Source organism: Flindersiella endophytica (assembly GCF_054779015.1).
In genome coordinates this window covers 97,041-121,667 of record NZ_BAAGYY010000018.1, presented here as the reverse complement: position 1 = coordinate 121,667, position 24,627 = coordinate 97,041, and the positions used below count along the sequence as shown (strand labels likewise).

The 24,627-nt window shown below is 70.0% G+C and carries 23 protein-coding genes and 1 pseudogene; 19 read left to right on the top strand and 5 right to left on the bottom strand.

Annotated elements, in window-relative coordinates; genetic code table 11:
* Position 1: 1 nt before the first annotated feature.
* Positions 2-862, top strand: coding sequence for an amino acid ABC transporter permease (locus ACYVF6_RS19650; RefSeq protein ID WP_460523323.1), 861 nt, complete (start codon positions 2-4; stop codon positions 860-862).
* Complete coding sequence (locus ACYVF6_RS19645) at positions 862-1,605, top strand: amino acid ABC transporter ATP-binding protein (RefSeq protein WP_460523321.1); 744 nt, start codon at positions 862-864, stop codon at positions 1,603-1,605. The genes ACYVF6_RS19650 and ACYVF6_RS19645 overlap by 1 nt, the downstream gene beginning before the upstream one ends.
* Positions 1,606-1,641: 36 nt before the next feature.
* Here the strand turns inward: ACYVF6_RS19645 and ACYVF6_RS19640 are convergent, their stop codons facing one another.
* Positions 1,642-3,594: an outer membrane protein assembly factor BamB family protein gene (locus tag ACYVF6_RS19640; RefSeq protein WP_460523319.1), complete on the bottom strand. Its 1,953-nt coding sequence runs from the start codon at positions 3,592-3,594 to the stop codon at positions 1,642-1,644.
* A gap of 169 nt (positions 3,595-3,763) precedes the next feature.
* Here ACYVF6_RS19640 and ACYVF6_RS19635 point away from each other — a divergent pair, with 169 nt between their 5' ends.
* Both ACYVF6_RS19635 and ACYVF6_RS19630 read left to right on the top strand, forming a co-directional pair.
* Positions 3,764-6,265 (top strand): DUF4091 domain-containing protein, encoded by a 2,502-nt coding sequence (locus tag ACYVF6_RS19635; protein ID WP_460523317.1) that lies wholly within the window; start codon positions 3,764-3,766, stop codon positions 6,263-6,265.
* A gap of 79 nt (positions 6,266-6,344) precedes the next feature.
* On the top strand, positions 6,345-7,154 hold the full coding sequence (locus ACYVF6_RS19630) for a lysostaphin resistance A-like protein (protein WP_460523315.1): 810 nt from the start codon (positions 6,345-6,347) through the stop codon (positions 7,152-7,154).
* A 91-nt stretch (positions 7,155-7,245) separates the two neighbouring features.
* On the opposite strand, the gene ACYVF6_RS19625 is transcribed toward ACYVF6_RS19630, so the two are convergent.
* Together ACYVF6_RS19625 and ACYVF6_RS19620 are read right to left on the bottom strand one after the other, a co-directional pair.
* Positions 7,246-7,815 (bottom strand): hypothetical protein, encoded by a 570-nt coding sequence (locus ACYVF6_RS19625; protein ID WP_460523313.1) that lies wholly within the window; start codon positions 7,813-7,815, stop codon positions 7,246-7,248.
* 8 nt (positions 7,816-7,823) lie between these two features.
* Positions 7,824-8,498, bottom strand: a complete 675-nt coding sequence (locus ACYVF6_RS19620) for a hypothetical protein (protein WP_460523311.1) — start codon at positions 8,496-8,498, stop codon at positions 7,824-7,826.
* Between the two features lie 125 nt (positions 8,499-8,623).
* Here ACYVF6_RS19620 and ACYVF6_RS19615 point away from each other — a divergent pair, with 125 nt between their 5' ends.
* The 11 genes and pseudogenes from ACYVF6_RS19615 (at position 8,624) to ACYVF6_RS19565 (ending at position 18,426) form a co-directional block, all read left to right on the top strand.
* Positions 8,624-9,001 carry an NADH-quinone oxidoreductase subunit A gene (locus ACYVF6_RS19615; protein WP_460523309.1) on the top strand — a complete coding sequence of 126 codons (378 nt, stop codon included), beginning with the start codon at positions 8,624-8,626 and terminating at the stop codon, positions 8,999-9,001.
* Positions 8,992-9,558: an NADH-quinone oxidoreductase subunit B gene (locus ACYVF6_RS19610; RefSeq protein WP_460523307.1), complete on the top strand. Its 567-nt coding sequence runs from the start codon at positions 8,992-8,994 to the stop codon at positions 9,556-9,558. Before ACYVF6_RS19615 ends, ACYVF6_RS19610 begins: the two co-directional genes overlap by 10 nt.
* Positions 9,555-10,196, top strand: a complete 642-nt coding sequence (locus ACYVF6_RS19605) for an NADH-quinone oxidoreductase subunit C (RefSeq protein ID WP_460523305.1) — start codon at positions 9,555-9,557, stop codon at positions 10,194-10,196. The genes ACYVF6_RS19610 and ACYVF6_RS19605 overlap by 4 nt, the downstream gene beginning before the upstream one ends.
* Positions 10,189-11,148 (top strand): NADH-quinone oxidoreductase subunit NuoH, encoded by a 960-nt coding sequence (nuoH, locus tag ACYVF6_RS19600; RefSeq protein ID WP_460523303.1) that lies wholly within the window; start codon positions 10,189-10,191, stop codon positions 11,146-11,148. Before ACYVF6_RS19605 ends, nuoH begins: the two co-directional genes overlap by 8 nt.
* Positions 11,149-11,303: 155 nt before the next feature.
* Positions 11,304-11,495 (top strand): annotated as a pseudogene (locus tag ACYVF6_RS19595) (4Fe-4S binding protein); the annotation flags it as partial.
* Between the two features lie 197 nt (positions 11,496-11,692).
* Positions 11,693-12,214 carry an NADH-quinone oxidoreductase subunit J family protein gene (locus ACYVF6_RS19590; protein ID WP_460523301.1) on the top strand — a complete coding sequence of 174 codons (522 nt, stop codon included), beginning with the start codon at positions 11,693-11,695 and terminating at the stop codon, positions 12,212-12,214.
* A complete protein-coding gene (nuoK, locus tag ACYVF6_RS19585; RefSeq protein WP_460523299.1) occupies positions 12,215-12,535 on the top strand; it encodes an NADH-quinone oxidoreductase subunit NuoK in 321 nt (106 codons plus the stop codon).
* Positions 12,532-14,439, top strand: a complete 1,908-nt coding sequence (locus ACYVF6_RS19580; RefSeq protein ID WP_460523297.1) for an NADH-quinone oxidoreductase subunit 5 family protein — start codon at positions 12,532-12,534, stop codon at positions 14,437-14,439. Before nuoK ends, ACYVF6_RS19580 begins: the two co-directional genes overlap by 4 nt.
* A 69-nt stretch (positions 14,440-14,508) precedes the next feature.
* Positions 14,509-16,026: a complex I subunit 4 family protein gene (locus ACYVF6_RS19575; RefSeq protein ID WP_460523295.1), complete on the top strand. Its 1,518-nt coding sequence runs from the start codon at positions 14,509-14,511 to the stop codon at positions 16,024-16,026.
* 1 nt (position 16,027) lies between these two features.
* Positions 16,028-17,527 carry an NADH-quinone oxidoreductase subunit N gene (locus ACYVF6_RS19570; RefSeq protein ID WP_460523293.1) on the top strand — a complete coding sequence of 500 codons (1,500 nt, stop codon included), beginning with the start codon at positions 16,028-16,030 and terminating at the stop codon, positions 17,525-17,527.
* Complete coding sequence (locus ACYVF6_RS19565; RefSeq protein ID WP_460523291.1) at positions 17,527-18,426, top strand: phosphotransferase enzyme family protein; 900 nt, start codon at positions 17,527-17,529, stop codon at positions 18,424-18,426. The genes ACYVF6_RS19570 and ACYVF6_RS19565 overlap by 1 nt, the downstream gene beginning before the upstream one ends.
* On the opposite strand, the gene ACYVF6_RS19560 is transcribed toward ACYVF6_RS19565, so the two are convergent.
* Positions 18,423-19,757 carry a GMC family oxidoreductase gene (locus ACYVF6_RS19560; RefSeq protein ID WP_460523289.1) on the bottom strand — a complete coding sequence of 445 codons (1,335 nt, stop codon included), beginning with the start codon at positions 19,755-19,757 and terminating at the stop codon, positions 18,423-18,425. The genes ACYVF6_RS19565 and ACYVF6_RS19560 overlap by 4 nt on opposite strands.
* 105 nt (positions 19,758-19,862) lie before the next feature.
* Here ACYVF6_RS19560 and ACYVF6_RS19555 point away from each other — a divergent pair, with 105 nt between their 5' ends.
* The 4 genes from ACYVF6_RS19555 to ACYVF6_RS19540 all read left to right on the top strand — a co-directional run bounded on the left by ACYVF6_RS19555 (position 19,863) and on the right by ACYVF6_RS19540 (position 23,758).
* Complete coding sequence (locus ACYVF6_RS19555; RefSeq protein ID WP_460523287.1) at positions 19,863-21,395, top strand: FAD-dependent monooxygenase; 1,533 nt, start codon at positions 19,863-19,865, stop codon at positions 21,393-21,395.
* Positions 21,392-21,982 (top strand): TetR/AcrR family transcriptional regulator, encoded by a 591-nt coding sequence (locus tag ACYVF6_RS19550; RefSeq protein ID WP_460523285.1) that lies wholly within the window; start codon positions 21,392-21,394, stop codon positions 21,980-21,982. Before ACYVF6_RS19555 ends, ACYVF6_RS19550 begins: the two co-directional genes overlap by 4 nt.
* 1 nt (position 21,983) lies before the next feature.
* On the top strand, positions 21,984-22,775 hold the full coding sequence (locus tag ACYVF6_RS19545) for an FAD-dependent monooxygenase (RefSeq protein WP_460523283.1): 792 nt from the start codon (positions 21,984-21,986) through the stop codon (positions 22,773-22,775).
* A 101-nt stretch (positions 22,776-22,876) separates the two neighbouring features.
* Entirely contained in the window at positions 22,877-23,758 is an 882-nt protein-coding gene (locus tag ACYVF6_RS19540) for a M48 family metallopeptidase (protein ID WP_460523281.1), read from the top strand.
* Positions 23,759-23,770: 12 nt separating this feature from the next.
* Here the strand turns inward: ACYVF6_RS19540 and ACYVF6_RS19535 are convergent, their stop codons facing one another.
* A complete protein-coding gene (locus tag ACYVF6_RS19535; protein ID WP_460523279.1) occupies positions 23,771-24,592 on the bottom strand; it encodes a hypothetical protein in 822 nt (273 codons plus the stop codon).
* Positions 24,593-24,627 lie beyond the last annotated feature (35 nt).

Genomic DNA, 24,627 nt, shown 5'->3' with positions numbered 1-24,627 from the left:
GATGTCGGTTACGCCAGAGGCACATCAGCCGAGCGCGCTGCAGCAGGAACGCGAACGGTACCGCCGGCGGCAGAGCGTCTGGTCGGTCGTGATCGCGGCGATCTCGACGCTGGTCGTCGGAGCGCTGCTGTACTTCGGCATCACCGGCGCGCCCGGCTGGGACCGCGTGCGCGAGTCGTTCCTCTCGCCGAGCGTCGCGTTCGAGTCGCTGCCGGAAATCCTTGCCGGGTTGTGGTTGAACATCCGGCTGCTCGCGGCCTGTGCTGTGTGCGCGCTCGCGCTGGGACTGCTGATCGCGTTGATGCGTACGGTCCGCGGACCGGTGTTCTTTCCACTGCGGGCGATCGGCGTCGGCTACACCTACTCCTTCCGCGGCGTGCCGCTGATCATCGTGATCTACCTGATGGCGCTCGGCGTGCCAGGCCTGCGCCTGCAGGGCACGCCGTCGGTGCTCGTCCTCGGCGCCGCGGCGATCGTGCTGGTCTACGCGGCGTACCTGGCCGAGGTCTTCCGGGCCGGGATCGAGTCGGTGCATCCGAGCCAGCGCGCGGCGGCGCGGTCGCTGGGCCTGTCGTACCGGCAGACCCTGCGGTTCGTGGTGCTGCCGCAGGCGGTCCGGAGGGTGACGCCACCGCTGCTGAACGACCTGGTGGCGATGCAGAAGGACGTCGGGCTGATCTCGCTGGCCGGTCCGATCGACGCTGTCCGGGCGGCGGAGATCGAGGTCGGCCACACGTACAACTTCACGCCGTACCTCGTGGCGGGGTTTCTCTTCATCCTGCTGGCGATTCCGCTGGTGGCGATCACCGACTGGGTGACGCTGCGGGCCGCGCGGCGGCAGTCGGCCGAAGGGACGGCGTGATGACCGGCACCACCGTTCTCGAGTGCCAGGGCGTGTGGAAGGCGTTCGGCGGCAAGCTGCCGGTGCTCCGCGGCCTCGACCTCGCGGTCGCCGAGCACGAGGTCGTGGTGCTGATCGGCGCGTCCGGCTCGGGCAAGTCGACGTTGCTGCGGTGCGTCAACCTCCTGGATCAGGTCGACGACGGCGTGGTGCTGCTGGACGGCCGCGACATCACCGACCCGCGGGTGAACGTGGACGAGGTGCGGCAGCGGATCGGCATCGTGTTCCAGTCGTTCAACCTGTTCCCGCACATGACGGTGCTCGACAACATCACGCTCGCGCCCGTACGCGTGCACAGGCGCGGCAAGTCCGACGCCGAGCAGCAGGCAATGGACCTGCTGGAGCGGATCGGGCTGGCGGCGAAGGCACGGGAGTACCCCGACCGGCTCTCCGGCGGCCAGCAACAACGGACCGCGATCGTCCGGGCGCTGGTGAACTCTCCACGCCTGATGCTGCTGGACGAGGTGACGTCGGCGCTGGATCCGGAGCTCGTGGGCGAGGTCCTCGGGCTCCTGGGTGAGTTGAAGTCGGAGGGGATGACGATGGTGATCGCCACCCACGAGATGGCCTTCGCCCGCAAGGTGGCCGACCGGATCTGCTTCCTCGACGGCGGCATCGTGCACGAACAGGGCACTCCCGACGAGCTGCTCGACAACCCGCGGCAGCCACGTACCCAGCAGTTCCTCCAACGCCTGCTGGCCTGACGCCGCCCTGGAACCTCGGAGCACCGTTGGTGGAAGTCAGCGGGCGACGGCGAAGCGGGTGAGATCCCGGCCCCGGAGGGTGTAGAGCCCGCACCCGGTGTCGGCGGCGAGTTGCGGCGTGGAGTACCAGCCCGCCTTCAGGTTCGTCGCCACGACCTCGCCGGCCAACGTCATAGGATCCAGGCGGATGAGCTGTCCCGCGCTCGCGCCGTAGAGCTTCCCGCCGGCGACGACCAGCGTCATGCCCGCCGGCAGCTTTCGGGACGCCAGCACCGCGCCCGTCGCAGGGTCGACGCTGAACGCCGCGCCCTGTTCGGTCACGCCGACCAGCCGGCCGGCGATCAGGTCCACGTCCCAGATCGCGGGCGCGCCTGGCACCGGCGAAACCTCCCACAGCTTCGTGGCCGTCCGCGGGTCGAACGCCGCCAGCCGAGCCTCCGGCGCGATCGGCGTTCCGCCCTCGACGTAGATTTCGCTGCCCACGTAGACGATCGGCGTGCGAGCGCTGGTCGCCACCGCGTTGATCGCCTGGTTCGGGACCAGGTCGCGGAAGACCGACTGCGAGCCGTCCCGTACGTCGACCAGCGTCAGCGCGCCGCCAGGTACGCCGTAGTTCGACCGCGAGCCGATCACCAGCTGGTGTGTCGCCGGGTTGAACTCCATGTCCCGTGGGCGATTCTGCTCCTCACCGATGTCGGCCAGCAGCCGCGGCGACGGGTCGTCGGCGGCGTACGACCACACCGACGCCCCCGGATAGATCGCCGCGTAGACGGTCGAGCCGACCGTCACCATCGACTTCGCCTCGCCGGGGATGGGGAACTGGCGAGTCGCGCCGGTAGAGCGGTCGTGCCGTGTGATGCTCCAGTGCCCCGCCACGTGAACGGCGTGGTCGGAGACCGTCAGTGTCTGCGGCGGCTCGGGCGCGGTCGGGTGCCCGGCCTCCGCGAGCCGGGTCAGCTTCGTCGTGCCGGCGGCCAGGGAGTACGTCCACACCGCACCGCTGCCCGCGAACCCGACCAGTGAGTCGCCCCGGACGAACAGCTCACGCGCACCCTCCCCAGGCGCCGGAATCCCAAGCGGGGAAAGCGTCTTGGCCGCCCGGTCGTAGGCGAACAACGTCCCTTCGTTGCGAGTCGTGAAGTAGATGGTCGACGACGTGATCGCGATCGCGTCCACGCCGTCGGTCCCGGTCTCGACGACGTCGTACGACGTGGGGTCGTGGCGGTCCATCACGACGAGGTAGCCGTGCGGCTCGGTCCCCGCGACGATCACGTCCTCGGTCGCCTCCAGGTCGTAGACGAACGACTCTCCGGCGATCTCGGGTGGCGTGATCTCCTGCTTCGCGCCGCTCGCCCGGTCGATCGCGAACAGCCGCGCGTGGGTGCCGATCCCGGCGTAGATCGTGGAGCTCGTGACCGCCACCGACCGCACGTACAGGTCGGTCGGCGAGATCCGGCCGTAGTCGCGGAACGTCCCCGAGGCCGGGTCGTAGGTGTAGACGCTCGCCGCCGGATATCCGCCGTACGCCAGCAGCCCGTCGTCGCCGGCGTCCAGGTCGTAGATCAGCTGGTCGCGTGGTGCCGTTGCCACTTTGGTGATCGAGCCGTCGGCAGGCGAGAAGCGGTAGACGTCGGCCGGCTGGTACATGCCGGCGTACAACTGCCCGTCGACGACCGCGCTGGCCCACGAGCCCAGGCCGGTCGGCACCTCCCAGGTGCCGGTCACGCGATCGGTCGTGAGGTCCAGGGCGCCGATCAGGGCCGGATCGAGCCCTCGCGTCACGGTGTACGCGGTGTCGCCGATCACCTGCCCGGTGACGATCGGGGACGCGGCACTCGCCGGGCCGTACGACGTCTCGGTGCCGGGCGTGCAGCTCTCAGAGCCCGCAGGCCGATCCGGTGCGCCGGCCGCCGGTGCGGCCGTGGCCGCGACCGCGGCGCTGAGGAGCAGGGCGAGCGTGCCGGTGATTCGAATCGCGTAGCGGCGCATGCGAGGCCTCCGACGTCCCGAAATTAACGGACCGGGCCACAAGCTAGGCGTCGGGGAGGGTCGTGTCAACGGCCGTTCGGCAAGTCGCATTCTTCCTTGACGAGACCCCGCTGCCTATTTATGGTCACGTCCTAAAACAAGCATCAGACCGCCGATCAGGAGCTCGCCGATGATGACCCGTCTCCGTCTCGTCCCGGCCCTCGTCGCGACCTGTGTGATCGCGGTCGGCGGTGCGACGGCCGGTCCGCAGGCGCAGGCGCAACCCGCGGCCGACGGCGTCATCCAGGATTTCGAGTCCGACACCGACCTCGGCGGAATCACCGTGTCCGTTCCCGGCGCCGACCGGATCGACCGGGCGCCGTACCCCACGCACGGTGAGTCCAGTGTCCGGTTCACCGTCGCGCCCGCGAGTACGCCGGGCTCGTCCGGCTCCGCCGGGCTGACGATGCGTGCGGGCACGGCCGGCCTGCCGGTTACCGACTGGTCGGGGCACGCGGCCGTGGGCTGGGACTTCTTCACCGACAACTCCGCCGACACGGTCGGACGGATCACGATTCGCGACAGCCGCAACAAGTCGTGGGGCGCGGACTATCCCGTACGCCACCGGGGCTGGACGCCGTTCAACGTGAGGCTCGGCACGCTCACCGCCGCCGGGCTGGACGTCACCTCGATCGGCCTGGTCAGCGTCTCGATCCCGCGTGCCGCGCAACCGGTCACGGGCTACTACGACGCGTTCCGGCTGGTCGACGAATACCCCTACGACCAGAGCGCGTACGGCGACCGTGCCGCCGTGTCGTTGCTGAGCCTGTGCCGGTACGCCGAGGTCCTGGCCGGCCTGGACCGGACCCTCTCCAAGCTGGCCGAGGGCGTCGAGAACCGGCCGGATCCGGCAGACCAGCGACTGGCCGCGGAGGTACGGAGCGTCCGCGAAGAGGTCGCCGCGCTGCGGGCCATCGCCGGCGGTCCGGCGCCGGACGCCGAGGCGTACGCCGGCCTCAACACTCGTACAACAGCTGCCGAGCGCCGGGTACCGCGCCTCGCCAACACGATCGGCGCCCGCCGCGCCGCGCCGAGGTCCGGCTTCGGTGTCGACTCGGCCGACTCGATGGCGCTGGTCTATCCGAAGGACCTACCGTACGCCTCGACCGGCACGCGTCCCACGCTGAGCCTGGCCCGCGGCGAGTCCGAAAGCCTGCAGGCGGTCGTGCTGCCGTACGCCGAGCCGCTCGGCAACGTCACCGCGAAGGTCGCCTCGGTGCGGGGACCGGGCGGCGCCGGCGATCTCGAGGTCGCGATCGACCCGGTGGGCTCGCTGAACACCACGCCGAGCTCGGCTTACCACCGGCCGGCCTACAGCGGCTGGACGCCCGACCCGATCCGCGACGACCTGACGAGCGTCGACGTCGCGGCAGCCGACGTGCAGCCGTACTGGGTCCGCGTGCGGGCGGGCGCGACCGCCGAGCCCGGCACGTACACCATCCAGCTCGCCTTCGACGCCGACGGCAAGCCGGCCAGCACCCTGACCGTGCAGGTGAAGGTCTGGCCGTTCGCGATCCCCGACGAGCCGAAGCTGACGACGGCGTTCCAGTTCACGCCGTGGATCGTCTACGAGCTCTATCACGCGACCGATCCGGCCGCGCGCGACGAGCTGCGGCACCGGTTCTGGGCGTTCCTCGACGACTACAAGGTCCAGCCGGACCAGATCTACACGGTCGAGAAGACGGCTGACGGGAAGTATGTCCAGACGCCGCCGTCGGTCGAGGACGTGCTGTACATCAAGGAGCACTTCGGTCTGGATCGCTTCAACGTGCTGTTCCTCAACCGCGCGTTGCTCGACCCGGCGCACCCGGAGACCTGGCAGGCCCAGATCGACCGGTGGCTGGACCAGATCGGCACCGCGATGGCGGCTTACGAGGCGGCGGGCGTGGCCGACCGCGCGTACGTCTACGGCTTCGACGAGGCCACCGGGCCGATGCTGACCGCGGCGAAGCAGACGTTCACCGCGATCAGGCAGCGCTTCCCGGAGCTGCCGATCGCGACGACCCTGCGCGACAACTCGATGGGCGTCGACACCGGGCTGGCCGGCCTGGTCGACTGGTGGATTCCGCAGCAGAACCTCTACGACCAGGCCGTTGCCGAGCGCACGCGAGCCCGCGGCGACCAGGCCTGGTGGTACCCGGACATCGCGACCGGCTTCCCGTACCCGAACTGGTTCAACGGCTTCCCGCCGGTCGACGGGCGGATGCTGATGGGGCCGATGTCGTACCAGGCAGGGGTCGAGGGTGTCCTGTACTACGCCGCCAACCGCTGGGTGCCCGCCGACCATGCCGCGCAGCCGCTGGTGGACGACGGCATCTTCTCGCAGTGGAACCCGGTGACGTTCGGCACGACCGCCGGCGACGGCTCGGTGTTCTACCCGGGACCCGACGGCCCGATGGCCTCGATCCGCCTGGAGAACATCCGGGACGGGATGGAGGACTACAACCTGCTGTGGGTGCTGAAGCAGCGGCTCGACGCCAACCCAGGCGCGCCCTCCGACGTACGGCAACGGGCCGAAGCCGCGCTGTCGGCCCGTGCCGTCGTGACCGGCGCCCGTACGTTCACCGAGGACCCGGTGGCGTACCGCGCCTGGCGCGACCAGGCCGCGAAGGCGCTGCTCGACCTGGGGTGATGCGGGGCTGTCAGCAGGCCGGGCGTCGTGTCAGTGCGGTGTCAGCGCTGTGTCCGGGCGCCCGGCGATCGTCTTCGGCATGGATAACACGCAGAAGACCTCGAGTGCCGAGGGCACTCCGCTGAAAGGGTTCACCGGGCGGCTGTTGAGCGAACGCCACTCGCTGCCGTTGTCGATCGCGCTGCATCTCGTACCCGGTGTGCTGATCGTCGCTGTGTACATGCTGCTGGCTCAGCCGCTGGTTCGGGCGATCGACTATCCGTCGTTCCTCGGCTGGGCGATCGCGCTGGTCGTGGTCCTGTATCCGCTGCAGTTCGGCCTGTTCTGGCTGGGCCGCCGGCGCAACGGGCGGTACTCGCTGCGCGGAGTGGTGCACTACCTGGACAAGCCGGTGCCGCGCGGAAAGCTCGTGGCGATGGTCGCCGGCCTCATCGTGTGGTTCGTGGTGGTGTCGTCGCTGCTCACCGTCTTGGACAGTGCCGTCTTCGAGGCCTTCTTCACCTGGCTTCCGTACGACGACGCCGGTGCCAGCGCCACGACGTACCTCGAGGGACACAGCCACACCGTCATGGTCGTCACGCTGGCGGTGAGCATCCCGTTCACCGGGTTCACGCTCCCGCTGATCGAGGAGTATTACTTCCGAGGCTTCCTGCTGCCGCGCATCGGGTACCTCGGCAACTGGGCACCGGTGGTCAACACGGTCCTGTTCTCGCTGTACCACCTGTGGTCGCCGTGGGTGTTCCTGTCCCGCGTGATCTTCTTCCTGCCCGGCCCCTGGCTGGTCTGGAAGAAGAAGGACCTGCGGATCTCGATCGGGATGCACCCCGGCACGACGCTCCTGCTGGCGGTGGGCGGCACCGTCGCGCTGATGCTGAACGTCATGCCGTAGCAGGCAGCTACAGGCGTCGCCCGTGTCCTCGAATCTCCAGGACCGGGCGACAACCCTGTCGCGGCCGCGCCGCTGTGTCGTCCCCGGGTCGTTACGGTCGCACGCGGACGGTCTCGGTCGCCGATGCGGGGTTGGACCAGAGGTTGGCAGGCCCCGAGCTGATCATCGGGCTTCCGGTGTCCTCGAGCCGCCACAGCCGGGCCGTGACCTGCCCGTCGCCGGACCGCCAGACGTACCGGTTGATGGGGCGTTCGACCTGCCGCACGAGCCAGTTCGAAGCGGCCTCGGCGCCACTGGAGGCGTCGGCGAAACTCGCCCCCGCCCGGTCCTGTGGGTCGGCCTCGGCGAGCCGGTCCATCCCGGCACCCGAAGCCGTGACCCATCCGGCGTCCCACGCGGAGTCGTCGATCTCGAGGCGGAGGCTGCCGAGTGACATGCGGCCGCCTCGGTCCGTCAGGTCGATGAGCACGCACATCAGTCCGTCCTCGTACCATCCCGATGTCGACCCGGGGGTGATGCCCCGGCTCTGCCAGGTGGGAACGAGGTCACGCAGCCTGCGGAGCAGGGCTGCCGGTGCGCCGGAGATCTCGGTCTCGCTCGTGATTCCGTCGGTGTTGTCGTCGAAATCGATCGCGAACCACGTGGCTGGTCCATCCTGCATGTCACTCATCAGTTGTAACTCGCTCCGCCGGGAATATCGGTACGGTTCGGATCATCCCACCGCGCTGGCCCGTCGTTCGGGTCGTTGGGTCTTTGGTGTTGCGACCCGACGTTATCCGGGTACTGCTTCGGATCGGTCACTTCCTGGCAGTTCCGCTTACAGATGGGTTCCTCGATGTAGTCGCCAGGCCTGGTGTCGTCGTTGATGCGGTAGGCCTCGGTGTAGACCACCTCGTGACGTTCTTTCGGTGGCAACCCCATGTCGGCCCGCTGCTTGTTGATCTGGTCGAGCGCGTCGTCCTCCGCGCATCCGCCCAAGGGGGAGTTGGCCCTGTCCCTGAACGTCGTCCCCGCCCCGCTGACATCGGCGTCGGGGTCGTAGGCGCCCGTCACGCTGGACGGCCCGTTCTTACTGGGCGTCTTGCCGGGACGGTTCTGCCGCAGCCATTCCTTGCGTTCCGCCTTGGTCTTTCCGGCGAGCTGATCGTGCAACTCGTCGCGCTTTCTGCGGGCCTCGGCGAGACCCTTCGCCTTCTTGGACGGCGACGGCACTGCCTTCTTGCCGGCGCCGGCAACCTCGTCGCCGCTCTTGCCGACGGTCTTGCCGACACGCTTCTTCACTGGCCGGATCAGGTCGCCGAGCATCTTCTTCAAGAAGCCACCGGCGGCTTTGAGCTTCGCCACGTTCGAGAACCCCCAGATCGTCTGCCGGCGCTTACCCGTCGCAAGGACACTACCCATTCGACTCGCGGGTCCGGCAGGTTATCCACAGGGGACACCATCCGTGCCGTCTGACTAGACTCGCGAGGGTGAGCACGAGCGACTATTACGCGACGTACACGACTGTGCTCGCGGTCGTGCTCCTGGGTGGGGTGTTCGCGGCCGCGGCGCTGGGGGGTGGGCGGCTGTTGCGGGCCGGGCGGCCGACGCGGCAGAAGCTGCTGACGTACGAGTCCGGCGTCGATCCGGTCGGTGAGGGCTGGGCGCAGAGCCATCTGCGCTACTACGTCTACGCCTACCTCTACGTCGTTTTCGCGGTCGACGCGATCTACCTCTTCCCCTGGGCCACGGTCTTCGCGGCGCCTGGGTACGGCTGGACCACGCTGGTCGAGATGTTCGTGTTCCTCGGCTTCATCGCGGTCGGCCTGTTGTACGCGTGGCGGAAGGGCGTGTTGACATGGACCTGAACAAGCGCACAGAGACGACATCCACCGACCTCGGCATGCCGAGCGTCGGCCCGTTGCAGAAGCTCGCTCCCGAGCCGCTGCGGATGATCCTGAACTGGGGCCGGCGCTGGTCGTTGTGGGTGTTCAACTTCGGACTCGCTTGTTGCGCGATCGAGTTCATCGCGGCCTCGATGGCGCGTCACGACTTCATCCGGCTCGGTGTGATCCCGTTCGCGCCCGGACCGCGGCAGGCCGACCTGATGGTGGTCTCCGGCACGGTCACCGACAAGATGGCGCCGGCGATCCTGCGCCTGTACGAGCAGATGCCCGAGCCGAAGTACGTCATCTCGTTCGGCTCCTGCTCCAACTCCGGCGGCCCGTACTGGGACTCCTACTGCGTCACCAAGGGCGTCGACCAGATCGTGCCGGTCGACGTCTACGTGCCCGGCTGCCCGCCGCGGCCGGAGGCGCTGCTGCAGGGAATCGTCCGCCTGCAGGAGAAGATCGCCGCCGAGTCGCTGCCCGAACGCTACGCGGGCGGCGGCGACCACGCGGCCGGCGACAGGCAGGGCCGATGATCGACGCCGAACGGATGCGGGCCGAGCTCGCGGAGGCGCTCGACACCGAGATCGGCCTGGACGAGGGCTTCGGCCCGCCCACGCTCGAAGCTCCACCCAGCCACTGGATCCCGCTTCTCACCAGCGTGCGCGACGTTCACGGCTTCCGCTTCTTCGACTGGCTGTCGGCCGTCGACGAGCTCGACGACGGGTTCGCGGTCGTCTGCCACCTGGCCGCGCTCGGCGACCCGAGAGACCCCGGCGTCCGCGGCCACATCGTGCTCCGCACCCACGTCCCGCGCGCCGACCCGCGCCTGGCGACCGCCACCTCGGTGTTCAAGGGTGCCCGCTGGCACGAGCGCGAGACCCACGAGATGTTCGGCATCGAGTTCGACGGCCACCCCGGCCTCGACAAGTTGCTGCTGCCCGACGAGTTCGAGGGCCACCCGTTACGCAAGGAGTTCGTCCTCGCCGCCCGCGTCGCCAAGGCCTGGCCGGGCGCGAAGGAACCCGGCGAGTCCGATTCGCACCGTGCGCCGAGCCGCCGCCGCGTGTCACCGCCGGGCGTACCCTCGCCCGACGAGTGGGGCCCGCGCCAGCCCGGAGCCCCAGAAGAGGGCACAGAAGAGGGCACGGCCGAGGGTGACGCCGATGCTTGAGCTCCTCGAGTTCGTCCTACGGGTCCTGGCGGTCTTCGTCGCGTTCCTCGTGCTGCCCCTGCTGGTCGGCCAGACCGAGCACAAGGTGATGGCCCACATGCAGTCGCGGCTCGGCCCGATGTACGCCGGCGGCTTCCACGGCTGGGCCCAGCTGGTGGCCGACGGCGTGAAGTTCGTCCAGAAGGAAGACATCGTTCCGCAGCGAGCCGACCGCGGGGTCTTCCAGCTGGCGCCGGTGATCGCGCTCGTGCCGTACCTCGTCGCGCTGGTCGCGATCCCACTCGGCCCGGGCCTGATCGGCCAGGATCTCGACGTCGGCCTGTTCTTCGTGCTCGCCGTGATGGGCGTCGGCGTGCTCGGCTCGCTGATGGGCGGCTGGGCCAGCGCCAACAAGTACAGCCTGCTCGGCGGCTTCCGCGCGGCGGCGCAGCTGCTGGCGTACGAGCTGCCGTTCGTGCTGGCCGCCGCCAGCGTCGCGATGGCCGCCGGAACGCTTTCCCTGCAAGGGATCGTCGAGGCCTGGCAGCCGTGGTGGCTGCTGTGGCAGCTGCCCGGCCTCGCGGTGTTCTTCATCGCCGGGCTCGCCGAGCTGCGGCGCCCGCCGTTCGACATGCCGGTCGCCGACGCCGAGATCATCTTCGGGCCTTATACGGAGTACACCGGGCTGCGGTTCGCGCTGTTCCTGCTCGCGGAGTACGCCGGCATCGTGGTGCTGAGCGCGCTCACCACGGTGCTGTTCCTCGGCGGCTGGCACGGCCCGTTCGCAGACCAGCTCGGCTGGCTGTGGACGCTGTTGAAGACGTTCGCGGTCGCGTTCGTCGTGATCTGGGTGCGGGTGGCGTTCCCGCGGCTGCGGATCGACCAGTTGCAGCGGGTGGGCTGGCAGGGCCTCGTACCCCTCGCGCTGTTCCAGCTCGCGCTGACCGGAGTCGTGGAGGTGATGGCCGGATGAAGCTGCCCGGCAAAGGGCTCGCGAAGGGCCTCAAGGTGACGTTCGACAACCTCACCAGCCGATCGGTCACGCAGCAGTACCCCGACGTCAAGCCGGAGTTGCCGCCGCGGACGCGAGGCGTGATCGCGCTGTTCGAGGAGAACTGCACCTCCTGCATGCTGTGCGCCCGCGAGTGCCCGTGCTGGTGCATCTACATCGACTCGCACAAGGAGGCAGTGCCGCCGTCCGAGCCGGGAGCGCGCGAGCGCAGCCAGAACGTCCTCGACCGGTTCGCGATCGACTATTCGTTGTGCATGTACTGCGGTATCTGCATCGAGGTGTGCCCGTTCGACGCGCTGTTCTGGTCGCCGGAGTTCGAGTACGCCGCGACCGACATCGCCGAGCTCACCCATGAGAAGGACCGCCTGCGCGACTGGATGTGGACGGTCCCGCCGCCACCCGCCGACGATCCGAACGGCGCCGCGCCCAAGGAGCTCGACGCCGCCGAGAAGGCGCTCGACAAGGCCGCGAAGAAGCGCGCACCCCGGGCCGGGGGAGACGCCCAGTGACGGCGGTCAACCTGCTCTTCCTGCTGTTCGGCGTGATCGCACTCGGGTCCGCCGTCCTGGTGGTCTCGACCAAGCGCATCGTGCATGCGGCGCTCTGGCTCGCGGTCACGCTCGGCGCGCTCGCGGCCTGCTTCCTGCTGCTCACCGCGGAGTTCGTCGCCTGGGTGCAGATCCTCATCTACGTCGGCGCGGTCGTGGTGCTGCTGCTGTTCGCGCTGATGCTGACCAGGGCGCCGATCGAGCCGGCTTCGCTCACGTCGAAGAACGCCGTGTTCGCGGGCATCGTCGCGGCCGCCGTCGCACTCGTCCTCGTGACGACGCTCGTCTCCGGCTTCTCCGGCCAGACCATCGACTTGGCGCATGCCGACATCGGCAGCCCGAAGACCACGGGCGCGGTCGTCTTCTCCCGCTGGGTGCTGGCGTTCGAGCTGTTGTCCGTCCTCCTGCTCGCCGCGCTGGTGAGCGCTATCGTGCTGTCCCGCCGTACGACCGCCGAACCCGGGCAGGAGGCCGAGTAGATGCCGTTGCTGCTTCCGCTCGTCGTCGCGGCGCTGCTGTTCGCGATCGGTGTCTACGGCGTGCTGGCCCGGCGCAACGCCGTCACCGTTCTGATGGGCGTCGAGCTGATGCTCAACGCCGTCAACCTCCTGCTGGTCGCGTTCGACGCCTGGCACGGCGACGTCCTGCACTCCGGCCAGGTGCTCACGCTCTACGTCATCACGATCGCCGCCGCGGAGATCGGGCTGGGGCTCGCGATCGTCCTGCTGGTGTTCCGTACCCGCAAGCAGATCGACGTCGACAGTGCAGAGCTGCGTGAGTTGCAGGAGGCCAGGTCGTGACCGCGTGGCTCGTCGCGCTCGGTGGCCCGGCCGCGGCCGCCGTGCTGACGGTCGCGCTCGGCCGCCGCTATCCGCGCAGCATCGGGCCGATCTCGGTCGTCGGCGCGACGCTGGCGTTCCTGGCCAGCTGGGCGGTCGCGGGCGCGGTGCTGCTCGGCGACCTGCGGCCCCGGTCGGCGGCGTACGTCCACATCCCGACCGGCGGCGTGCCGTTCGACATCGCGTTCCGGCTCGACGGCCTCACCGGCATGGTCGCGCTGCTGGTGACGTCGGTCGCGCTGGCCGTGCAGATCTACTCCGTCGCGTACATGAAGGGCGAGCCCAGGTATCGCTCGTACGCCGCGTTCGTCTCGGTCTTCACCGCCGCGATGCTGCTCGTCGTCGTGGCCGACGACATGCTGGTGCTGCTGGTCGGCTGGGAGGTGATGGGCGTCTGCTCGTACTTCCTGATCGGCCACCACTGGGAACGCCAGGATGCCCGCGACGGCGCGGTGAAGGCGTTCATCGTCACACGGCTCGGCGACATCGGCTTCCTGTTCGGCATCTTCGTACTCGGACTCGGCGCGGGTACGTTCCGGATCAGCCACCTGCAGACCGCGGTGGTCTACGACGCGATCCCGACATCGACCGCCACGCTGGCCACGTTGCTGCTGCTCTGCGGTGTCGTCGGCAAGTCGGCGCAGTTCCCGCTGCACGTGTGGCTGCCGGACGCGATGGCCGGCCCGACGCCGATCAGCGCGCTGATCCACGCCGCGACGATGGTCGCCGCCGGCGTCTTCCTGGTTGCCCGGTTGTGGCCGGTGTTCGCGCTGGCTGTCGTGACGTTGGCGGTGCTGGCCGTGATCGCCGCGATCACCATGCTGGGCTCGGCGTTGTGCGCGCTGGCCGAGACCGACGTCAAGCGCGTGCTGGCCTGGTCGACGGTGAGCCAGCTCGCGTACATGCTGGGCGGCCTCGCGGTCGGGGGCTACACCGCCGGGCTGCTGCACCTGCTGTCGCACGGTGCGTTCAAGGCCCTGCTGTTCCTGTGCGCCGGCGTGCTGATCCATGCCGTCGGGTCCAACCTGGTCTCGGCGATGGGCGGGCTGCGGCGCAAGCTGCCGGTCGCGTTCGTCACGATGACGATCGGCCTGGGCGCGCTGGCCGGCGTGCCGCCGCTGGCCGGCTTCTTCTCCAAGGAGGCCGTGCTCGGCGCGGCCGAGACCACCGCGCTGGAAGGCGGCCCGGTCCCCGGTTGGGCGGGCTGGCTGGTGCTGGTCGCCGGGCTGGCGACCGTCGCGCTGACCGCGGCGTACGCGACGCGCCTGTGGCTGCTGGTGTTCTTCGGTCCAAGAAAGGACACAGCGGCGGAGGTCGTCCAGTCGCACACGTCCGGGCTGATGCGCTGGCCACTGGTGGTGCTCGCGGTCCCCGCGGCCCTGTTCGGCTTCGTCGCGCTGGCGCCGCAGCGGCTGGGCTCGTGGTTCTCCGGTGGCACCCAGGCCGACATGGCGGCGGTCCTGCGTACCCCTGAGGCCGCCGAGCCGCACGGCCTGCTGCACGCCTCGACGACGGTGATCTCGCTGCTGCTCGTCGCCGCCGCGGCGGGTGGTGTCGTGCTGGCCTGGCGCCGGCTCGGCGGCGAGGACCCCGTGGCGATGCTCGGCCGGGCGCGGCCGGCTCTGCAGGCGGGCCTCGGCATGGACGCGTTCTACGCTCGCTGGGTCGTCCGTCCGGTCAAGGGGCTCGCCCGGCTCGTCGTCGGCACCGATCGTGACGTCGTCGACTTCTACGTGTCCGGTTCCGGTAAGGTCGCCGGCCTGCTCGGCACGCTGCTTCGCCGCGTGCAGAGCGGAAACGTCCAGACCTACGTCACGCTGTTGCTCGCCGGTGTCGTCGTCATCGCGGTCCTGGCGGGGAGGTGAGAACACCATGGTGTCGATCTTCTGGTTGCTGCTGGCGCTCTTCCTCGGCGTAGGGGTGGTTCCGGTCGGATGAGCATCCTGCTGTGGCTGATCCTCGCCGTGCCGCTGCTCGGCTCGCTCGCGGTGCTGTCGCGACGCGTCGTGCCGGAGTCGTCGGTCGCCGGGTTCGGTGTGGTGACGAGCGCGGTGACGCTCGGGCTCGCGCTGCTGGTCGCGTTCGGCTTCGACTACCGCAGTGCGGGCCGGATGCAGTACGAAACCGACATGTCGTGGATCTCCGCGATCGACGTGCGCTGGAAGCTCGGCATCGACGGCATCTCGCTGCCGATGGTGCTGCTGACCACACTGCTGGTGTTCCTGTGCCTGCTCTACACCACGCGAGTACGACCCGAGGGCGGCCGGCTACCCGGGCTGGTCGGGCTGGTGCTGCTGCTCGAGGTCGGCATGATCGGAACGTTCCTCGCGCTCGACCTCGTGGTCTTCTTCCTGTTCTTCGAAGTCGTGCTGATCCCGATGTGGTTCGTGATCGCGCTCTGGGGCGATCCGCACGACGAGGTGGGCCGCCGGCGCGCGGCGACGACGTTCATCCTCTACACGTTGCTGGGCAGCGCGGTGATGCTGGTCGGGTTCCTGGTCGTGCACGCGGGCACGGGAACGTTCGACATCGAGCTGCTCGCCGACCTCGGCGGTTCCGGGGTCGGCCATGGCGCGCAGATCGCGGCGGCGCTCGCGATCGGGCTCGGGCTGGCCGTGAAGACGCCGATGTGGCCGCTGCACAGCTGGCTGCCCGACGCGCACGCGAAGGCGCCGACGATCGGCTCGGTCCTCCTGGCCGGCGTGCTGCTGAAGATGGGCACGTACGGCTTCATCCGCGTCTGGCTGCCCGTGGTGCCGGACGGTGTGCGGGCCGTGGCGCCTTATTTCGCGGCGTTCGCGACGGTCGGCATCGTCTACGGCGCACTGGCGTGCCTGGCGCAACGCGAGCTGAAGCGGCTGATCGCGTACTCCTCGGTCGGGCACATGGGATTCGTGCTGCTCGGCATCACCACGGTGACGGGAGCGGGCGTCAACGGCGCGGTGTTCGCCGGTGTGGCGCACGGGCTGATCACCGGGCTGCTGTTCTTCCTGGCCGGCGCTGTGAAGGACCGGCACGGCACGGGTGAGCTCGATCTGCTGGGCGGTGGCCTGTACGCGCGGATGCCGCGGCTCGGCGGGCTGCTGGCGTTCGGTGCGGTCGCGAGCCTCGGACTGCCCGGCCTGGCCGGCTTCTGGGGCGAGATGCTGGCGCTGCTCGGCGCGTACGACCCCGGCGGTGGGCTGGCGCGGTCCACGTACGTCGTGCTGATGGTCGTCGGTGGTGTGGGTGCGGTGCTGACCGCGGGCTACTTCCTGCTGCTGGTCAGGCGGGTCTGCCAGGGTCCGCCGGCGGAGCATCCGGCGTCGGTCGTCGACTCGCGCGATGTGACGCCGGTCGAGCTGTGGGCGTGGGCGCCGCTGGTGGTGCTGACGTTCGTGCTCGGGCTGTATCCCAAGGCGTTGCTGGCGTTGACCGACCCGGCCGTGCAGATGGTACTGGGGAGGGGTTGACGTGCCTACGATCCAGCCGGTCGACTGGCTCGCGATCGCGCCGCCGCTGGTGGTGGCGCTGACCGCGGTGCTCGTGCTCGTGGTCGACGCGTTCCTGCCTGTTGGTCGGCGCGGTGTCAACTCGGTGCTGGCGTTGCTCGGTCTGCTGGCCGGGCTGCTGCTGATGCTGCCGCTGGCCGGCTCGCGGCGGGGTGCGTTCTGTCTTGCCTCGAACGGCTCTGCCTGTTCGTTCGTCGTCGACAACACGACGCTGGCGTTCCAGCTGATCGCGGCCGGCGGTGCGGCGGTGGTCGTACTGCTGTCGACCCGGCCGTCCCGCGGGGCGGGCCTGCCGGCGGGGGAGTACCACTTTCTCCTGCTGGCGTCGGCGAGCGGTGCGATGTCGATCGCGGCCTCCCGCGACCTGATCACGCTCGTCGTCTCGCTGGAGCTGGTGACGCTGCCGGCGATCGGCCTGGTCGGGCTGCGGCGCGGCTCGGGGCGGGCGGCCGAGGCGGCGCTGAAGTTCTTCCTGGTGTCGGTGGTCTCGGTCGCGGTGATGCTGTTCGGCGTCGCGCTGGTCTACGGCGTGACGGGCGAGATGAACTTCGGCCTGATCGGCGCGGTGCTGGCCGCCGGAGGAACGCCGGGGTTCGACCTGCCGCGCGGCGTCGCCGCTGTCGCCGTCGTGCTGACGCTGGTGGGCCTGGCGTTCAAGGTGGCCGCGGTGCCGTTCCACTTCTGGGTGCCGGAGACGTACTCCGGCGCACCGGTGCCTGTCGCCGCGTACCTGTCGGTGGTGTCGAAGGGCGCCGGGCTGGTGGGCCTGCTGCTCGTGGTCGACCAGGCGTTCGGCGCCTTCGCGTCGGTGTGGTCGCCGGTGCTCGGCGTACTGGCGGCGCTGACGATGACGCTGGGGAACCTCGTGGCGCTGCGACAGCGCGATGCCGTGCGTCTGCTGGCGTGGTCGAGCATCGCGCAGGCCGGCTACCTGCTGGTGCCGCTCGGCTCAGCGCGCTCGCCGGCCGTCGGCGACTCCCTCCTGGGCGCGATGGTCGCGTACCTGCTGATCTACGCCGTGGTCAACCTCGGCGCGTTCGCGGCCGTGGCCGTGCTCGCGCGGGGTGGACCGGGCGGCTCGCTGGACGACTTCCGGGGGCTGTTCTGGAAGCAACGCGGGCTCGCGCTGCTGCTGGCGTTCTTCCTGCTGGGACTGGCCGGGCTGCCGCCGGGCATCGCCGGCCTGTTCGGCAAGGTCGTGGTCTTCCAAGCCGCCGTCGAGGGCGGCGCCGGCTGGCTCGCCGTGGTGATGGCGGTCAACGTGGTGATCGGGCTGGCCTACTACCTCTACTGGGCCGCACTGCTGTTCACCCGTCCGGCACCGGAGACCGTCGTGGAAGAGCAACGCCAACGGATCCCGCTCCCGGCCGTCGTCGCACTGGGCGTGACCGGCGTACTGGCGATCGTCTTGTCGGTGGCGCCCAACCTCGCCCTGAAGGTCATCGACACCCTGCCGCTCTGATGGCATCCGCCGACACTCCAATGACGGACGCCGTCCGGTCGGCCGTCGAGCGTTCGTGGGGAGTCCGGCTGACCGGCGACGGCGTCCGGCTGACCGGTGGCGAGGAGTCGGCGTCGTACCGCTTCGGTCCTCTGGTGGTACGGATCGGCCCGACCTGGCGTTCGTCCGCCGAGCTGGAGTGGTCGTACGCGATCGCTGCGCGGATAGCGGCGTCCGTGCCGGAGGTGACGGAACCCCGCCCGACGCTCGCCGGCGGCCACGTGCTGCGCGTCGACGATCGCCCGGTCAGCGTATGGCCGTATGCCGAAGGCACGTGGGCCGACCCGGACGACGAGGCGCAGGCGACGCAGGCTGCCCGGCTGCTCGCCCGCCTGCACAGGGCGTGCGCCCGGCTGACCGATCTGGAACCGCGACCGGGACAAGCGGATCTCGGCTGGCTGCGCGAGCCGCACCCCGACGTCGTCGACGCCGAACTGGACCACTGGCTGGCGGAGTTCCAGCGGAAGCGGATCGTTCGGCACCCCTTGCACGGCGACGTCTATCGCGCCAACGTGCTCGTCCGGAGTAGGCGGATCGTTGCGCTGCTGGACTGGGACGACGTGTCGATCGGTCCGCCGGAACAGGAGTTGGCCTGGGCCGCGTCGGAGTGGAGTGGCATCACCAAGACGCTCGACCCCACCCGCGCACTGCGCTTCGTCGACACCTATGTTGCCGCCGGCGGCACGGCCGACCGAATCGGCGAGGCGGAGCTCACCCAACTCGTCCGCGGCCGGATCCGGATGGAGGTCACCTACAGCCATGCGACCGGCCAGTGGGGAGCCTCGGCCGACCCGGAAGAGGCGGAGTACGAAGCGCGGCAGCTCCGCGCATTCCGCGAGCTGTCGCTCTGGCCGCTCTAGTCCCGCAGGCTGGTGCTGAGGTGTTCGGCGAGCATCAGGACCGGCAGGTTGGTGTTGGCGCGCGGGATCGCCGGCATGGCGGAGGCGTCGGCCACGGTCAGGTTGGCGATGCCGGTTACCGCGCCGCGGTCGTCGGTCACCTCGCCCATCCGGCAGGTGCCGACCGGGTGCTGGTAGACGTTCAGCGCGGTCTCCACGACGTCCGCCCCGGTGATCTCCCCTTCGAGGAGGTCGGACAGTGGCGGCGTCGCCGCGAGCTGGCGGGCCAGCCGGACGCCCTCGCGTAGCCGCGGCTCGTCCCTGTCGTCGCGGAGGAGGCCGTTGTCGATGGCGTCGAGCGTGACCGTACCGCGGGACGCCGGTCGCATCAGGGCGACCAGCAGGGTCAGCTCCGGCCCGGACTCGCCCGCTGCCAGGCCGCTCGGAAAGACCTGCAGGTCGTCCGTGGTCAGCAGCGCCTGCCGCTGGACGTCCGAGACCTCGCCGCGGGCGGCGAAGCGCAACCGGAGCAAGGGATGGTCGTGCAGGTTCTCCCCGAGACCGGGCACCCGCACCCCGGACCGCAGCAGCAGAGCAGGAGTCCCGTACGCACCCGCGCACAGCACGACCGTTCCAGCCGAGAGGTCCTCGTCCCGCAGCCGTACGCCCGTCGCCCGGCCGTTCTCGATCCGGACCTGTTCGACCGGAGCGTCGGTACGGACCGTGAGGTTCGGCCGGTGCCACGCCGATGCGAGGTAGGTGAGCGTGGCCGACTGCCGTACGCCGGCGATCTCGTTCAGCGGCAGCGGCCCGGCGCCGACCGCGTTGGGCGCGTTGTGGTCGTCGACCCAGGGTTGTCCGAGCGCGTCGCAGGACTCGAGGAACGCTTCCTGCGCAGGCGTGAGCTCGCCGTCCGCATACCGCCGGACGGGAACCGGCCCGTCGGTGCCGTGCCACTCGCGCGAGCCGAAGTCGAGGTCGCGCTCGATCCGGCGAAACGCCGGCAGCACGTCGTCGAAACTCCAGCCCGGCACCTCCCAGTCGTCGTAGTCGGCGGGCCGGCCGCGCAGCGCCATCACGTTGTTGGTCGCGGAGCTGCCGCCGAGGATTCGCCCGGCGAAGACCGGCGACTCGCGGGCGGTGGCGCCGAGCATGGCCTGGTGGCCCCAGTCGTACGGAGTCGGTGTCGCGTCGTTGGCGTCCAGGATCTCCGGCGGTTGCGCCTGTGGCGCGACGCCGAAGCCCGGCCCAGCTTCCAGCAGCAGGACCGAACGGTCGGGGTCCTCCGACAGCCGGGCGGCGAGCACGCACCCCGCCGAGCCGGCGCCGACGACGATCGTGTCGTAGCGCATCCCCGGCGCCTACCCCGTGCCCTCCACCGAAACCGAGGCCTTGCCATTCGCAGCTAATGAGAGTTACTCTCTTTTGAGAGAAGCTATCAGATTGGAGTAACTCTCATGTCTGACGAACGATGCGAGGTCCTGGTGGTCGGCGCCGGCCCCACCGGTCTCACCGCCGCGGTGGAGTTGGCCAGGCGCGGTATCGACGTCCGGGTCGTCGAGGCGGCGACCGCGTTCGGCGTCGGGACCCGGGCGCGCGGGCTGTCCGCGCGGAGCATGGAGGTGATGGACGACATCGGCATCGCCGGCCGGCTGATCGAGGTCGGCTCGACCGACCCGTTCACGATCCGGATGTACGACAGGCGGGGCCGGTACAACGACATCACCGTGCACGGCGACCGCGAGCCGAGCAGCGACCTGCCGTACCCGCGCGGAATCCTCTGCTCCACCTCGCGCATCGAGGCCGCGCTGCGCGACCAGCTGAAGCTCCACGGCGTCACCGTCGAGCTCGACAGCGCCGCCCGCGATCTCGTACAGCACGAGGACGAGGTCCAGGTGACCGTCGAGTCGGCGGCGGGCGACCAGCGGCAGATCCGCGCGTCGTACGTCATCGGCGCCGACGGTGGGCGCAGCGTGATCCGCAAACAGCTCGGCCTGAAGTTCGAGGCGATCGACGGCACCCAGTTCCAGGAGCACGAGGCGGTCAAGGGCCGGGTGTCGGTCGTCGCCGACCTGCTGGTCGAGGGCCTGCCCCGGGACGAGGTCAACCACATGTGGCCCGGAGGCGTCGCGATCTCGCCCAACCCGAAGGCCGACACGTACTGGTTCACCGCCGGCCTCACGCCCGGCCCGGACGGCACCGTCGAGCCGCCCACGCTCGAGTCGTGCGAGCGGCTCTTCCACGAGCGCACCGGGCTCACCCAGGTGAAGTTCGTCGGCTCGCCGTGGATGTCGACATACCGCTTCAACGTCCGGATGGTCGACCACTACCGGTCGGGCCGGGTCTTTGTCGCGGGCGACGCCGCGCACATCCACATCCCCGCCGGCGGGCAGGGCATGAACACCGGCATCCAGGACGCGTACAACCTCGGCTGGAAGCTCGCCGCCGTGGTGCGCGGAGCCGACGAGCGGTTGCTCGACACGTACGAGGCCGAACGCCACCCGGTGGCCGCGAAGGTGCTGCGCGACAGCACCCGGCGCGGTGCCGCGTTGTTCCTGCAGGCCGTCCTGATGCAGGTCGCGGGTCGCATCAAACCGCTCGGCAGGATGTTCTGGCGCTGGTGGGGCAAGAACAGGCAGCTCGACGTGGCGTACCGCTCGTCGGCACTCAGCCGCGAGGTCGGCCCGGCGCCCGGCAAGGGTTCCCTGCGTGCGGGCGACCGCGTACCCGGTCCGTTCGACCTGTTGCGCGGCCCGCACTGGACGGTGTTCGGCCTCGGGGCGCGGACGGCCGGCCTGCTGGACGAGCTCGGCAAGCTGCCCGGCGTCCAGGCGCACGTGCTCGAGTCGACGCCGCACGGACCGTCCGACGGAATGTTGCTCGTCGTACGCCCGGACGGCTACCTCGGCCTGCGCTGCCCGGCCGATGCCGCGGTTGTGACCGACTACCTGCACGACAAGCTGGGCCAGACGGAGACAATGGACGCATGACCACGCCGGGCCTGCGTGAGCAGAAGAAGAAGCGGACGCGGGAGGCGATCCGGTCGGCGGCGATCGACCTGTTCGAGCGGCAGGGCTACTCCGCCACGACCGTCGACCAGATCGCCGCCGCGGCGGAGGTGTCCCCGGCGACGTTCTTCCGCTACTTCCCGACCAAGGAAGCGCTGGTCGTCAGCGACGAGTACGACGACCTGTTCGTACCGACCATGCAGGCCGGGCCGCCCGGAGAGCCTCCACTGGAGATGCTGCGGCGCACGTTCAAGCACGTGATGAGCCAGATCGCCGAGAAGGAGCGGACGGAGCGGCTGCGCTGGCGGCACGAGCTGCTGCTCAGCGACCCCCACCTGCGTAACGCGATCCGTGACCTGCGGGAGGGCGGCGTACAGACGGGTATCGAGGACTTCGCCCGGGCGACCGGCCGGGATCGCAACGACCTGCGGCTGCGGCTCACCGTACGGCTGGCTATCGAGGCCATGGCGGAGACGGTCGCCGTCTGGATCGACCGGGGTGGCAAGGAGTCGTTGCCGGACATGATCGACGAGGCGTTCGACGCGCTTCGGGACGGGCTGGAGCTCTGAGGTGACCGAGGTCTGTGACGTACTCGTCGTCGGATCGGACGACGCCGGCCCGGTGCTCGCAGCCGATCTTCGCCGAGCCGGCGTGAACGTGCTGCTGACCAGTGCGGACGTCAAGGTGCTCGGGCTTTCCGAAGCCGAGGAAGGTGTCGACGTCCAGCTCGAGGGGTCCGACGGCGAACGGGCCGACGTCCGGGCGGCTTACGTCGTCCGCGACACCGCCTCGCCCACCCGGGCCGGGCGCCTCTTCGAGGTCGGCGACGAGGCCGACGCGCACAACCTGGCGTGGAAGCTCGCCGCCGTGCTGGGTGGCGCGGGCGCCGACCTGCTCGACACCTACCTCGCCGAACGCGAGCGCGGCGCCAAGAACTACCGCGACTCGCGGCTCAGCCAGGAGCTCGGCGGCAAACGGCTGAAGCTGCGGGCCGGCGACCGCGTGCCGGACGTCCTGCTGTGGAGCGTCGGCACCGGTCTCGACGTGCCGCTCGGCTCGCTGGTGAACGGGCCGCACTGGACCTTGCTAGGACTCGGCTCACGTTCGGCGGAGGTGCTCGGCGCGCTCTCCACCCGCTTCGGCCAGGCCGTCCACACCGAGGTGATCGGTGGCGGCGGCAGCATGGTGCCAGGCGTGACCTTGCAGGATCGGTACGGCCAGGCCCGCCACCGCCTCGCCCGGCGAGGCGGAACGGTGCTCGTCGTACGCCCGGATGGCTACCTCGGCTTGCGAAGCGCGCCCAACGTGGACATCATTGCGGCGTACCTGGAGGACCTGGTCAGCGCTCACGAGGCGAGCTGACCCGGCCTCTGGTAAGAACACCGTCCGTCGACAACAGGACCTTTGGCGGGAACGCTCGACACCGCGACCTCGTTCTTTCCGTCGGAGGTTCAACCACAGCCATGCACTCTCGCTCCCACTGTCACCGAAACCAGCTGAAGGCCACAGCGCTGCTCGCAGGCGTGTGTGCGCTGGCGCTGGTGGCCGGTGTGGTCGTGGCCGGGCCGGTGGGGCTGGTGATCGGGCTGATCCTGTCGATCGTGGTGATCCTCACCGCCTACTTCGCCAGCGACCGCATCTCGTTGCGCTCGATGCGCGCTCGTCCGGTCAGCGAGGCGACTCACGCCGAGCTGTGCCGGGCCGTCCGCGAGATCTCGATGATGATGCGGCTGCCGATCCCGGCCGTCTACGTCGCCCCGACCCGCAGCCCGAACGCGTTCGCGACCGGTCGCAACCCCCGTCGCTCGGCGATCTGCGTGACCGAGGGCCTGCTGTCGCTGCTCGACATGCGCGAGCTGCGCGCGGTGCTGGCGCACGAGCTGGCCCACGTGAAGAACCGCGACATCCTGGTCTCGTCGGTGGCCACGGCGCTGGGCAGCATGATCATGTACGTCGCCTACTTCGCCTGGCTGCTGCCGTCAGGCGGGGCCGATGACGACGACAACATGAACCCCGTGGGCGCGCTGCTGTTGCTGCTGCTCGGTCCCGTGGCGGCTTCCTTCATCCGGCTGGCGATCGCGCGTTCGCGAGAGTACGAAGCCGACCGGGTGTCCGCCCAGATCACCGGCGACCCGATGGCGCTGGCCGACGCGCTGCACACGATCGAGTGGTCGACCCAGCGGCTGCCGCTCCCGGCGCATCCGGAGCTGCGCAGCACGGCGGCCTTGATGATCGCCAACCCGTTCGGACCCAACGACCTCGGCGGCTTGTTCTCGACCCACCCGCCGACCGAGCAGCGCATCAAGCGCCTCGAGGCCTTGGCCGGCCGCCGTCAGATGTTCTGAGCTGGTCTTCTCTTACGCGCCGGCGATCAGTTGGTTCGCGTACGCCCTCGTGGGTGGGCCGTAGAGCTGGTGCAGCTCGGAGACGGCCGTGCGCAGGTCGTCGAGCGGCCAGTCTCGTGGGGCGAGCTCCGGCGGCAGGTTGGGTGCGCGAGCCAGGTCGGCCAGCGGTGTCTCCGACAGCTCGACGAACTGCCGGAGTGACTCCGGGTCCGGCCCCGGTGGCTCGGTCCGGCGGAGTGCTTCTCGCAGCATGTGTACGTGTCCCCGCAGTGTGCTGGTGAGCTCGGCAAGCTCCCACGCGTGGTCGGCGGCGGCCGCGGCATCGGCGGGTTCCATCGACAGCCGGGCCGGCCGGATGCGGGCCGCAGCCGGCGCTGCCTCGAGCAGGTCGGAGAGCGCCGAGCGCCGGTCGTCGAGCGCGATCAGCACGCCGGGCTGGAGCAGTCCGTACCCCGCGTTCAGCGCGACCCGCCGGAACGCGTCGCGGTAGGCCCGTTCCGACTCCGGCACTTGGTAAAGCAGCGCCTGGAAGGCTCCGGTCCACTCCCGCGTCTGATCGGTGTCGACCTGCCGTACGCGCCTGAAGCCCTCGGCGAACGCACCCGCCAGCTGGTAGTCGACCGTACGCCCGTGCCGGATCGTCGTGAGCTGGCCCTGGCGGCGCATCCGCGACAGCAGGGTACGGCTGGCGGAGGCGGCCATCCCGAGGTCGCCGAGCAGCCGCGTCAGCGCGGCGCCGGGCACCCGCTCCGACCCGACCACCCCGAACAGGAAGGCCACCCGGCGAATCGGACCTCCTGTCGAGCCCGGGCCACGTGCTACGCTTTCGCTCACGGTCGTGATCCTATCTGACACATATTCTTCCACCT